This is a genomic window from Sulfurovum sp. TSL6 (assembly GCF_019972115.1).
GTDB lineage: Bacteria > Campylobacterota > Campylobacteria > Campylobacterales > Sulfurovaceae > Sulfurovum.
This window is the reverse complement of sequence record NZ_BPFJ01000003.1, coordinates 331,212-344,539: the sequence shown is the minus strand read 5'-3', so window position 1 is coordinate 344,539 and position 13,328 is coordinate 331,212. Positions and strand designations below refer to the sequence as shown.

The window sequence follows — 13,328 nt, the reverse complement described above, 5'->3', positions numbered from 1 at the left end:
TATACCATATTAAGAGAGCCTTTAACTATGTCCCCATTTGCCATACAACTTACCCACGGATGCCTTATTTCAGACATCGAACAAGAAGACCAGAACAGTTTTCAGGCGCTCCAGCAACTGGGTGCCCTTGAAGAAGTCGATGGGCTTTGGAAACTGAAATCTATCTATCGTGTGGGTAGACTCTACATAGGTAAAGATGGCAAAGGGTATATAGAAGCAGAGTTCAAAGAACAAAGAGACCTGCTGGTAGAACCTGATGATCTTCGGGGTGCAAAACATGGAGATGTGGTCGTCGCCAAGCGTATCATCGCCAGACGTGGACGTGCCAGCGGTAAAGTACAGCTGGTCATAGAAAAAGCCTTTCTTTTCACTATCGCTTACACCCATAGGGATGAATCGGGTAATTTCCTTATCCTTAACATCCGTACAGGAGAACCTACGCATGCCGTGATGGAAGGTATGGACCTCAAAGCTTTTAAACTGGGAACCGTGTTAAAAGTAGATGTTGATACAGATAAAGTTCTTGAAGTCATGGGAACACTGGATGACCCTAAGGTTGATGAAAAGATCTCTCTTGCACTCTATGAGCGTGAAGATGAATTCCCGCCAGAGTGTGTCACAGATGCACTGGATGTTGAAGTAGAAGTCACCAAAGAAGAACATCCTGACCGTGTGGATCTCACGCATCTTGATTTCTGTACCATTGACCCGGTGACTGCAAAAGATTTTGATGATGCTATCTATTTTGATATGGACACGTATACCCTTTATGTTGCTATCGCAGATGTCAGTCACTATGTGCCTTTCTTTACCAACATTGACAAAGAGGCAAAAAAAAGAGGTTTCACCACATACCTGCCACACAAATCTTTTCCTATGCTCCCTCGTGAACTCAGTGAAAACATCTGTTCACTCAAACCTAAAGTAGACAGACTTGCCTTTGTATCGAAGATAGAGTTGGACAAGACTACCCTGAAACCGTTAAAAGAAGAATTCTTTGAAGCGATCATACACTCAAAGCACCGTTTTAATTATGACAATATCGATGAAATATTGGAAAATGGAACGGGAGGTGTCACGGATACGGTAGCCCAAATCCTCACATGGTTGCTTCCCTTACAAAAAATAACGGTCAGATTACGTAATGAACGGCTCAGACATGGTTTTGACTTTAGATCTGAAGAGACCAAGCTCACGATCGATGCAGCACATCTACTGGTTAATACAGAGATAGAAACAGGAACGCCGTCACACTCGCTCATAGAAGAGTGTATGCTCCTGGCCAACCAAGCCTCAGCGAAACGTTTTACGGGTGAAGGTGACAGTATCTTTCGTATCCATGAACCACCGCAACTTGCGAAGATAGAAGCTTTACTGGCTGAACTTGCAGCCATCGGTCTCTATGTTGAAGAGTATGAAGATGCGCCTTCTCTTATACGTGCTATACAAAAAGAAGCAGCAAGAATGAACCTTTCTTCAGAAGTGGATGCTATGGTCATTAAATCTTTACGGCGAGCAAGCTACTCAGCACAAAATGTAGGACACTTTGGCCTTGGCTTTAGTCACTACAGCCACTTTACCTCACCCATACGTAGATATGCCGACCTCATACTGCATCGCCTTATCAAAACACAACTGCGAGAGGAACTGGAAGAAGCAAGCTATCTGTTAAGAAATATCGAGCCCCTCTGTGCAAGGGTCAGTGAACTTGAAAGAGATGCGACCAAAGCAGAATGGGACTTTAGAGACCGTAAATTTGCACGTTGGGCAGTTACACACTTAGGTGAGATCTTCGAAGCAGAGATCATCGAAGTAGAAGAGAGCGCTAAAGCAGTGCTCTTAGGCGAGATCAAAGGAGTTACCGTGCATCTTAAAGGTGACAATGTGATGCTTTTTGATAGAGTCAAAGTAAAGATCAATGAAGTCAATATCCCACAGGCTATCATCATGGTTGAATTCGTTGAAAAATTGAGTAAAGATGAAATGGAGCTAGTCTAATGTACCAAAGAGAATTTGACCAGAAACTGAAACAGGCTTTTCCCAAAGCTGTATTGTTTTATGGTGAAAATGACTACCTGGTAGACCATTATATCGATACCTATATCAAAAAAACAGATGCAAAAGAGAGTATGCTCAATCTCTATCACGATGAATGGGACTTTGAACAGGCTAAGAATTTTCTTTCCCAGACGTCTCTGTTTGGCGGTACCAATCTTGTAGTGGTCAAACACGATAAAAAAATACCCAAAAAAGAACTCGATATTCTCATAGAACTGGCCAATAAAAGTGAAGATAACTACTTCCTTTATGCTTATGCAGGTGCCCCCAAAGATGCAAAGAGTATGCAAGCAGCCTTCAGTGAGAAAAAAGGCGGGGCATGGGTACGATTCTTCGAGCCCAACATACGTGACGGTATCGCTATGCTGCAACAAAAAGCACAGCAGATACAGCTTGACATTGACCACTATGCCCTGCAGCATCTTATGCTCATACTCAATAACAACCTGGCACTTTGTGCCAATGAGCTGGATAAGCTTGCCATTCTGGGCATGAAAGTCACAAGTAAAGATATCGATAGACTGGTCTACTCTACTGCACCTCTGGCAACAGAACAGTTACTCATAGACCTTTTTAACAAAAAGCCCATCACGGCAACCATTACCAAACTACTTGAACTGGGGGAAGATGAAGCTTCACTGCTTCGTTCCACACAATATTTTGTCAATCAGATCTTCCTCTTTCATGCCTATATCAAACTCCATGGACATGTAGATTCAGCAGCAATACTGGGCTATAAACTGCCTAAGCAGATAGAAGAACAAAAAGCACAGTTGGCCTTACGTGTAAAATCAGCTGCCTTGCTGAAGATATTTGAACATTTACTGGAGAGTGAGATACTCATCAAAAAGGCACCAGCTACACAAAAAGAGGTATTGGTTTACAGTATGCTGATCAAATTGCAGGGATATCTATAAAATTATTTTTATTTTATTTTGAAAAGTTTAATAGGTTAAGGTTTTTAATGAGTTATGCTTAGATTTGAAAGTTTGAGTAAAGGAGCATACGTCAGTATGTAACTGCACTCACCTTTCAAAGATGAGTGCAAATCATTAAAAAGATGACCTATTAAGAGAAGAGTTCTCTCATCACACCACCAAACCACTCTCTAGTAGCTTTTGCAGTACCTTTAGATCTGAATTTACCGCCACCATCTTTTGGCTTAGGTACATGTCCTTTACCTTTCAGCTTACCGCTTGGATCTGCAGAGAATGTATGTGTCACCATGATCGCTTCTTCTGGTTTACTCCCTACCATGGAATAACATACATTTGCTGCCCTGGCAGGAAGGCCTTCTTTAGGATCTGAAACTTGCTTGTTGATCTGGGCTACAATTTGTCCTGCTGCTCTGTTTGCTGCCCAAATAGCCGTCTGTCCGCTTGGCGGTATCGCATGTGTGACCGCATCACCGACAACATAGATGTTTGAATCTGTTTTAGATTTGAAGCTATACCCATCCATCATTGCGTACCCTGCACCATTGACTTCTATCCCCGCCATAGCGATTACCGGTGAACATTTGTTGATAGGTATAAGGTTACAAACTTCATATTTCTCAGTTTTACTGACACCTTTTTCATCATCTGCATCAGCAAACTCTGTATAGGTAATTGTTTTAGCTGAAACATCAATATCTGTCACTTCTGTAAGCCCTTTATACTCAATAATATCTGGGAATAGTTCATCCCAAGATTCCTTAAAGGCTGCCCCTTTGGCAAATTTACCATTTCTCGTATCAAGCACGATCACTTTTCCGTTGATCCCTTCATTTTTCATGTAATTTGCTACCATGGCAGTTCTCTCATAGGGTGCTGGAGGACATCTGTATTTTCCCATTGCAGGCGGTACAATGATCACATTACCATCATCCATATCTTCAAGTTGCCGCTTTAGTGCAATATGTTCATTACCAGGCATTAATGCAGAAGGACAGGCTTGCGAAACTTCAGCGATCTTCTCTTTTGACCATGCAGGGAATTGTCCTTCATAATCATATGCAATACCCGGAGAAAGCACAAGAATATCATAGGCGAAATCACCATTGGTCGTTGTAACAGTTTTCGCTTTTCTGTCGATAGCAGTCACTGTTGCCTGTACAAAACTGTAGCCATACTTTGCAGCCGGCTGATAGTAGTCCCCGACAAAAGTGTCCAAACTGACACCGTCAAGACCACCAAGCAGTGTATTAGAGAAAGGGCATGCCATGAAGATATTGTTCTTTTCAATGACTGTTACTTCAATACTTTTATCTTTTTTCCGAAGTGCTTTCGCCATGGTAAGACCACCAAAACCACCACCTACGATCACTACTGATCTACCATTGGTTTTTTTCACATCTGCTTTTTTCTCGCTTGCTATTGCGATGCTTGGCATTGCTACAGCGGCTGCAGCAGCACCTGCCAGTTTAAACGTATCTCTTCTATTCATTGCCATAATGTCTCCTATTAGAATTGGTTTGTTAAACTCTTTACATAACATAAAGTAATTAATTATGACAAAAATTATATATAAAGTAAATTACTTTGAAGTAATATATGAATTAATTTGATGAGGTAACAAAAAAGCACATGAAATTTTGAAGAAATAATCATAAGGTATGAGAAAGACTATCATACCTTATGTGTGCTCTTTTAGGCTTGGATAAGTTCTGCTGAAAAGTTTTTAAGGGGTTGCACTTTTGCCTCTTCCTTTGTAAGTTTTTTCGCTTTCCTTCTATTCCCATAGAATTTTTTAAACTCATCTTTGAAAGCATCAAAATAATCCTGGAACTTCACTGGACCCAACACTGCAACCGCCCACATGTTATCCTCTGCATCAATCTCAAGAATGATAGATGCCAAACCTTCGTTGGCCGGTCCGCCTACTACTTTTCCACCTTCTTTAGCGTCAAATGCCGAAAGATGTGAACTACAGACAAAAACCCCGCCTTTGTCATACGCAAGTGTTTTACCTTTTTCTTCCACATACTGGAACATACTCATCTCAGGCTGCGGGTGTGTTAATTGGTGGGGGCAGATAGCAGAATAGGCAACAATGGTTCCATTGACTCCTAAACCGCCTCTATAGATATATTCCGTTCCATCTTCTGCTTTGAGCTTAATGTCCTTTTGGGCCGGTGTTGCAAGATTGACCATAATGGCCGGGGTGGATACATGCGGATAATGAAATACATAGTTTTCTTCTACTGCCAAGGAAGCAGACTTAAGAGGGTTACCATCAGTATCTTTAAGTTGTACTTTTTCAAACGTTTGAAACAGACTACCATCTTCTGCATAAAGCCTTTGAGTCACAAGTGAAGGTGCAATAGCGACTGCCATTGCTGATGTTGCAGATACACGTAAAAAATTTCTTCTTTCCATAATAAACACCTTGATCATAAATTAACTTTACTAAATGATACAAAAATACTTATTAATATTCAATGTTTCTTCATTTTCTTTATAGGGTAAATTACTGTCTAATGTGCAGCTAAGGGATAATATAGTAAAATATCGCTTCCAAAATTCTTGCTCATTTTTGGACAGCTATATTCACATTAGTGAAAGATACAGCTGTATACATGGGCTATTAAACCAAAAGGAAACAATATGACTTGTTATGAAACACTGTTTGTAGTTAAACCTACACTTACAGAAGAAGAGATTGCAGCACAAATTACGAAAGTAAAAGATATTCTTGCTAAAGAAGGTGCCGAGCTAGTTGGTACGAATGATATGGGTATGAGAAAACTTGCATACCAAGTAGAAAAACATAACAGAGGTTACTACACTGTTCTTTTCTATAAAGCAGCAGGTAGCACTATCGAAGAACTCGAGAGAAATCTTAAGATCAGCGAAGATATCATTAAGTTTTTAACTGTGAAATATACTAAACAAAAAGAGATCGCACAATTTGATAAACTTGTGGCAGAAGCGAACAAAAGCGCTGCAGCAGAGACAAAAGCACCTGAAGCAGAAGCGACAGAAGCATAATCAACCATAGATTAGGAGCCACCTTATGTACAACAAGATAATTTTAGCCGGAAACCTCACTAGAGATATTGAGATTAAATATACACAAAGTGGAAGTGCGATTGGTAATACTGCCATCGCAACTTCACGTAAATTCAAATCTGCAACTGGTGAACAAAAAGAAGAAGTACTCTTTATAGACCTTACTTTTTTTGGTAGAACTGCTGAAATTGCGAATCAGTACTTACGTAAAGGTAGCAAAGTTTTAGTAGATGGAAGATTGAAGCTAGATCAGTGGACAGCACAAGATGGTAGCAAAAGAAGTAGACACTCAGTAACAGTGGAAAACCTTCAAATGCTAGGAAGTAAAGACGAAGCAGCACCTATGGGTGGTAACGGATATAGTCAAAGTGGATCATCAGATTATAATGCTCCATCACATGACAACTATAGCCAACCTGCACCGTCTGCTCCGAAAGCTGCACCACAACCTACGTCAAACATTCCAGAAATTGACATCAATGAAGATGAAATACCGTTTTAACCTATAACAAAATACAAATGTAAATAACTCATACCATATCCCCTATATTAAGGAGAGTATACGTTATTTACACTTTTTTTAACTCCTTTCCATTTTATGCTATAATGTGTAACAAGAAAAATGGAAATAAATATGACACCCTATTACATTAAAAAAGTATTGTTTTCTAGTGGAGAAAGATTCCCAATGTTGATTGAGAAAGAAACTGGTATGCCTGATTATTGGAGCACTGTTTTTTCAATTTCACAACATAGATCAAAAGGTGATGCCGTAAACACAATTGAACAGGTCTTACGCTCATTAATGCTGTTAAAGATTTTTTTGAAGAATTACAGTCTTGAAGGGATAGACCTGAAGAAAAGACTCCAGCAAGGAAAGCTTCTTCATCTGCATGAGATTGAAAGTCTCTGCGATACATGCAAACTGCCGCTCAAAGAGATTTGTGCGGATATCACTGTACCCCAGAAGTCAAAGCAGTCTATCAATACTCACTCTTTAGAAAAATTCCGTTCCAACACTTCCAAGAAACAAATCATTACAATAAGTTCTGATGCCACGGGAAATCGCATGAGAGTGATCAAGAATTTTTTAGTATGGATGGCCAATATTCATATGGCAAAACTTCCTGAACGAGATATGACATTCATGTTACTTAAAGATGCAAAAGACTTTGTTGAATCCACCCTGAATTCAAGAATCCCAGGGACTTCACATAATTCATCTGAAAATGCACCTATGGGCTTATCTGAAGAAGCCATTGACAAACTCTTTGAAGTGGTTGATCGAGGTTCACCTTATAATCCATGGAAAAATAATTTTACAAAGATCCGAAATGAGTTGCTCATTTTATGGCTGTATCAATTCGGGCTCAGAAGAAGTGAACTTCTAGGTCTCAAGATCTCAGATCTTGATTTCAGATCTGAGACATTTAATATTGTACGTCGTCCCGATGACCCGGAAGACCCTAGGCTTAATCAGCCTACCCAAAAAACATACGGACGTAAAATTTTCATGCCAAAGAAAATAGTCAGACTCACACTTGATTATATCACCAAACATCGAACTGCTCTACCGAAAGCAGGAAGACATGAATTTTTATTTGTCGCATCCAAGACAGGTTCACCCATGAGTCTGGACTCTGTAAATAAGGTCTTTTCCAAACTGAAAAAGTGCTACCCTGATGTATTTAAAAACTTAACACCTCATATACTCAGACATACATGGAATGACAATTTTTCTGCTTTAATGGATGAAAGAAATGTATCCGAAGAGGAAGAGCAGAAGATGCGTGCATACCTGATGGGGTGGGAGGAAACATCAGGCAGTGCGGAAACATATACAAAGCGTCATGTTCAGCGTAAAGCCAACGAGTCTATTTTACAGATGGATAATAAGTTTCCTCAAGAGGAAGATCTACCTGACTGGGCTAAAGAATGAAAAATACACCTCACCATCAAACCGGACACTTTCTCTCCAAAGCCAAAACAAAAAATGGCCTGATATTTGATCCTAATGATGATGTTTGGATATTTAGCGATATCGTTGGTAAACATCAAATGAACATTACAAATCTACATATTTCAGATAGTCACAAGTATGGACTGAAGCGAGTGTTCATCTGGTATCTGGAAAACCATGCATTAAAACATGCAGTCAATATGTATTTCCGATTCAAAGAATTCTTGAAGTTTTCATATGAACAATCAGAAAATAATATGACCACAATCACATCGATACACCTCATTAATTACAATAGTACACTAGATTCTAAACATCAGTACTATTTAGGTGCCTTGTCAGGCTTTTTGAAGAAATGGTACGAAATGGGCTTTCCAGGGCTTTCCAATGATGCTTATGACTATTTAAACGAGGCTAAATTTAAAGGGAATGAAAAAGGAAAAGCCGTTTTAACTATGGACCCGTATAAAGGTCCCTTTACAGATCTGGAACTTGAAGGAATTCAAACTGCCATCAATAATGCTTATGCCGATGGGGATATTCCGAAAGCGGATTTTCTTCTTGTCTGGCTTTTCATGATCTACGGTTCCAGACCTATACAGTTTGCAGAATTAAAGGTCTGTGATTTGATTAAAGCCAAACGAAAAGATGCTTCGGAGGAATACATCATCCGTATCCCAAGAGCAAAAAAAAGAAAAAAGGCACGTTCAGAATTTAAAGATCGTATCGTTCCGCCATCATTGGGGAAAGTGCTCTTTGGCTATGGCAAACAAGTTAAAAATGATTTTATCGGGATTTTAGATGATCCGAACCAGGCTCCACTTTTTCCTTCCAAAGAAGAAAATCGTTCAGGAGAACTTGCATATCATCCAAGCTCTAAAGAAATAACGAGCAGGATTCAAAAAATCATAGGAAGCTTAGAACTAACATCGGAAAGAACTGGTGAAAAGCTTCATATCACTTCAACACGATTTCGGTATACCATAGGTACAAGGGCCGCATCTGAAGGACATGGTGAACTGATCATCGCTGAGATACTTGACCATGAAGATATCCAAAATGCAGGAGTATACACTGCATCGACTCCTGAGATAATTAAACGTATCGACAAAGCCATGGCATTACACATGGCCCCCATAGCACAAGCATTTGCAGGTCTTTTGCTTTTTGACAAATCAAAAGCAACACGTGCCGATGATCCAACAAGCGACATTATTGATCCAAGTATTGATAGTACAGGCAGAGCGATGGGGAAATGTGGTAGTTTCGGATTTTGTGGATTATTCGCACCGTTGGCCTGCTACACTTGTAGTAGCTTTCAAGCATGGGATGATGGTCCACATGAACAAATACTTCTTAAACTCTTACAGGATCGTGAAAGATTAATGGAGACGACTGACTACCGAATTGCCAGTGTCAATGACAAAACCATCTTCGCAGTTGCACAAGTGGTAGTAGAATGTGAGCAAATAAAATCACAAAATATACTGGGGTCATCATCATGAGTGAAGCAATAATATTTGAACCAGAGGAAAGACTTAGTTCGAATCAAAACCTAGATAAATTTATTACAATGTGTAGAGATGAATTAACAGTTTTTGGTGCTGAATTATCATTTGATAATAATATTTGGGATATTACCTCATATATCGAACAAAAAGGAACAAAAAAACGTATAGTAGCTATTTTTTCAACCAACGATTTTACTTCTAAGAAGCAAACTGGTAAGGCTACTGACGACAATACTGAGGCAATGTCTGAGCCTTTCTTAAGTTTCTCAAAATCTTACTTCCGGTATCGATTTGGACTTAAATCTTTCAAGCAACCAGGACAACTCTTAGAGCCTCTAAGAATTCTTGAACAGGCACTTATCAATATCAATAAGAAAGCTGACCCAAACACTATCGATAATTATGTGCTAGATGAGGCAATCATCATTACTAAAGCAAACTACTCTCAAGGGCGTGGATACAGGATCGGTGCAACACTGCAAAATATAGGCAAGTTTCTAGCAGACAAGCGTTTAACTAAAATTGCACCTGATTGGAAAAATCCCATCAAACGTCCATCAGATAGTTCTCGTGTGGGAAAGGAGGCAGATGATCGTAGAAATAAAAAAATGCCTTCTGAAGCAGGACTAGAAGCCTTGCCAGAAATTTTCAATAAAGCTATAACACCATATGAGCAACTGACAAGCTCTATTATAGCCCTACTTATCTGTGCACCCAACCGTATCAATGAAGTATTTTTATTACCTTACGATTGTGAAGTAATACAAAAAGATACAGAAGGCATAGAGCAATACGGATTAAGATGGTTTCCTGCAAAAGGTGCTTCCCCTATGATTAAATGGATCATTCCTTCAATGGTGGATATTGCAAAAGAGGCCATTAGTAAAATAAAGAAAGTAACCAAACAGGCTAGAAAAGTTGCTAAATGGTATGAAAATAACCCCACTAAACTTTACTTACCTGAAGAGCTTAAATATTTAAGAAATAAAAAACTTGGCACTACAGAAGTTGCTTATATCATATATGGTAAAAATATTACACACAAAAATTTAAAACAACGGAAACAACTTGCCATAGCATGGATGAAAAACCATTCTGTTTTATATACAAAAGTTTCTCAAAAACTTATAATACACTTTTCAGATCTAGAAAAAGCCCTATTAGCATTTCTACCTGACAGGTTTCCATACTTAAATAACGAGATAGAATTGAAATTTTCAGATGCATTAGTTTTACAAATGACTAATGAATACCATGATAAAAAAGGTACTTTGATACCGACAGTAGGTGCTATCAGAATGGAACTTATTGCAGATGCTTTAAAATCTAGAGAAAATCTATCTTCGCTCTTTGAGCGATTTGGATATACAGAACTAGACGGTAGTCCTATCAAAATGACATCACATCAATTCAGACACTACTTAAATACGCTCGCACAAAAAGGTGGACTGAGTCAGCTAGACATTGCCAAATGGTCAGGACGAATCGACATTCATCAAAACCAGGCATATGACCACATTAGTGCAGATGAGATGTTAGAAATGGTACGTGAAGCAGTAGGAGATGAAAATGCGATGAAAGGCCCTCTCTCCAATATCGAGGATATTAAAAAGAAAGTCGTTATTTCACGTGATGAATTCGCTAGACTAAAAGTGAGAACAGCCCATGTAACAGAAGTAGGTGTATGTATACACGACTTTACCATGACTCCGTGCGAACATCACAGAAATTGTATGGGATGCATTGAACATTTATGCATGAAAGGCGACCAGGCCAGAACTGAAAGAATCAAAGAAATGAAAAAGGATACTGAAGGCTTTCTGATAACTGCTAAAAATGCGCAAAAAGAATCTTATTTTGGAGCAAACAGATGGGTAGAATCTCACACTAGGTTTCTGGAAATCCTGAAAAGTACTTGTGATATTTTGGATGATCCAACTGTACCAGATGGTTCACTGATACAGCTTTCTAATATTCAAATGGCATCACCGATTGAACAAGCCTGCATAAGAAGAAACGAAATGAATACAATTGAACACGATGATACTGACTCTGGATCCGTCAATTTAGATGAAATGAAAAAACTATTAGAAGATATGGGAGACAAAAAATGATACAAAAAGAAAAACGAGAACGCTCAAAAAACTTAACTGATGATGATATAGATATCATAGCTGATATTACCGATGGATGGTCTGGAAAATTAACATGGAATGATCTAATATCTGAGGTTGAATTACGTCTAAAAGAGCATTACACACGTCAAACACTTGCGAAACACCCTAGAATAAAATCTGCTTATAAATCAGTCCAAGATAGATTTAAAGATTCAGGAGATACTAAGAAAAAAAATAAAATAGAATATGATGTACTTCAACAAAGATATGAGCGAGTAGAAGCACAGAATGCAAGACTAATACGTGAGAACCAGGATTTACTTGCTCAGTTCTCTCGATGGTCGTACAATTCTTATGCGAAAGGCGTGACAGAAGATGAGCTTGACAAGCCGTTACCAACGGTCGACAGAAGACAAACGAAAAATTAGGTTGTAAATATATTATTTCCTGTAACTTTTACACAGAAAGGACATTTAATACTTTTGATGCTTGTTCTCAATTTACCAATATCTTAAACGCTATGTAATCACTTGATAGAAAGAAGATTCTCCTATATCAAGCAGCCTATTACTGACGAGCTTGGATAACTCAGTCTGCTTTCCTTCCCAAGCACGTCTAAAGTTAGTAATCTTCCAATTATTTGTTCGTGCCTGTTCATATCGGTCTGAAATTTTTTTGTATATATAGTTTGAAATAGGTATATACCTCTGCTTACTAGTTTTACTATATGCTGCTTGATTTCTAATTGCACTGTAAATAAAATTAAACAATTGTGCCTGTGAATAACTATTGAGTATTTGCATAAATAATAGCTCATATCGTCGCTCCGATTCAAACGTAGGCAATTCAAATTGCTGAAGTGTAAGTTTCATATATTCAATTGTCTCATTTAGCTGAACTTCCCTCAATAAAATAATCGTATTACCATACTCATTTAAAGATATTTTGTCAGGATACATTAAATACGTGATTAAGTCTTCTTTATTTCTATTTACATCACTAATACATATATCGTAAAGTATTTTCCCAATAATATCACTAGAAATTTGATTACTTGAAATATAGGAACTGATTATTTTTCTTTCCAATAGCTCTGCAACAATCAATTCTCTATACTCATGTGTTGGAGCAAGTTCTTGGGGGATACCATAATCCATTCCAATCAGTAAATATTTCTTATCTAATCCCGCCCTCAACAGTGCTCCTAGATAGGCTTTTTCTTTTATTGATAGCATATCTAAAGATGGTGAGTTAGGATATTCACGTATTTTCAATGTACTATCTTTTTTCTTTTTTCTTTGTAGGAGTCTTGTTGTCTCAGATTGCTGTTTTAACTCATGTTTTAGCTTCATGCACTGTATACATTCACAGCCAAAAATACTTTCAGTATGCTGGCATGTAGTGCAAAAATATTCTTCTCTTTTTTGAGCATTTTTTGGAGGTGGTACCAAATACATAAAAGAGTTGCAATATTTGCAAATTTTCTTCAGGGAATATACAAATGGAAAAGTAGAGCACAGATTGTTTGCTGATATATCTATGTTATATTTTTTCACAAGTCCATTAACATTTTCTCCCGCATAATACTCTGATTTTAGATTTTCTATTTCTTCTGTAGATAAATGGCTTGTTTTGCTTCTATTTTTAGTTTTTATTCGCATATCCTGCACCCTTAATGTGTTATAGCAAG

Annotated in this window: 11 protein-coding genes; 8 read left to right on the top strand and 3 right to left on the bottom strand. The window is 38.2% G+C overall.

Annotated features, from left to right (window positions below):
• Positions 1-27: 27 nt before the first annotated feature.
• Entirely contained in the window at positions 28-1,998 is a 1,971-nt protein-coding gene (locus LDM93_RS10690) for a ribonuclease R family protein (RefSeq protein WP_223892392.1), read from the top strand.
• On the top strand, positions 1,998-2,975 hold the full coding sequence (gene holA, locus LDM93_RS10685; protein ID WP_223892391.1) for a DNA polymerase III subunit delta: 978 nt from the start codon (positions 1,998-2,000) through the stop codon (positions 2,973-2,975). The genes LDM93_RS10690 and holA overlap by 1 nt, the downstream gene beginning before the upstream one ends.
• Before the next feature lie 151 nt (positions 2,976-3,126).
• On the opposite strand, the gene LDM93_RS10680 is transcribed toward holA, so the two are convergent.
• Positions 3,127-4,491: an FAD-dependent oxidoreductase gene (locus LDM93_RS10680; RefSeq protein WP_223892390.1), complete on the bottom strand. Its 1,365-nt coding sequence runs from the start codon at positions 4,489-4,491 to the stop codon at positions 3,127-3,129.
• 197 nt (positions 4,492-4,688) lie between these two features.
• Positions 4,689-5,417, bottom strand: a complete 729-nt coding sequence (locus LDM93_RS10675) for a Rieske 2Fe-2S domain-containing protein (RefSeq protein ID WP_223892389.1) — start codon at positions 5,415-5,417, stop codon at positions 4,689-4,691.
• Positions 5,418-5,645: 228 nt separating this feature from the next.
• Here LDM93_RS10675 and rpsF point away from each other — a divergent pair, with 228 nt between their 5' ends.
• From rpsF to LDM93_RS10645, 6 genes are all read left to right on the top strand, one after another.
• Positions 5,646-6,029 (top strand): 30S ribosomal protein S6, encoded by a 384-nt coding sequence (gene rpsF, locus LDM93_RS10670; RefSeq protein ID WP_223892388.1) that lies wholly within the window; start codon positions 5,646-5,648, stop codon positions 6,027-6,029.
• 25 nt (positions 6,030-6,054) lie between these two features.
• Complete coding sequence (locus LDM93_RS10665) at positions 6,055-6,552, top strand: single-stranded DNA-binding protein (RefSeq protein WP_223892387.1); 498 nt, start codon at positions 6,055-6,057, stop codon at positions 6,550-6,552.
• A gap of 132 nt (positions 6,553-6,684) precedes the next feature.
• The gene (locus LDM93_RS10660; protein WP_223892386.1) at positions 6,685-7,989 is read left to right on the top strand and encodes a site-specific integrase; all 1,305 of its coding nucleotides are present in this window, start codon (positions 6,685-6,687) and stop codon (positions 7,987-7,989) included.
• Positions 7,986-9,515: a site-specific integrase gene (locus LDM93_RS10655; protein WP_223892385.1), complete on the top strand. Its 1,530-nt coding sequence runs from the start codon at positions 7,986-7,988 to the stop codon at positions 9,513-9,515. Before LDM93_RS10660 ends, LDM93_RS10655 begins: the two co-directional genes overlap by 4 nt.
• Positions 9,512-11,635, top strand: coding sequence for a hypothetical protein (locus LDM93_RS10650; protein WP_223892384.1), 2,124 nt, complete (start codon positions 9,512-9,514; stop codon positions 11,633-11,635). Before LDM93_RS10655 ends, LDM93_RS10650 begins: the two co-directional genes overlap by 4 nt.
• Positions 11,632-12,066, top strand: a complete 435-nt coding sequence (locus LDM93_RS10645; RefSeq protein WP_223892383.1) for a hypothetical protein — start codon at positions 11,632-11,634, stop codon at positions 12,064-12,066. Before LDM93_RS10650 ends, LDM93_RS10645 begins: the two co-directional genes overlap by 4 nt.
• Before the next feature lie 90 nt (positions 12,067-12,156).
• Here LDM93_RS10645 and LDM93_RS10640 read toward each other — a convergent pair whose 3' ends face one another.
• On the bottom strand, positions 12,157-13,299 hold the full coding sequence (locus LDM93_RS10640) for a hypothetical protein (protein WP_223892382.1): 1,143 nt from the start codon (positions 13,297-13,299) through the stop codon (positions 12,157-12,159).
• Positions 13,300-13,328 lie beyond the last annotated feature (29 nt).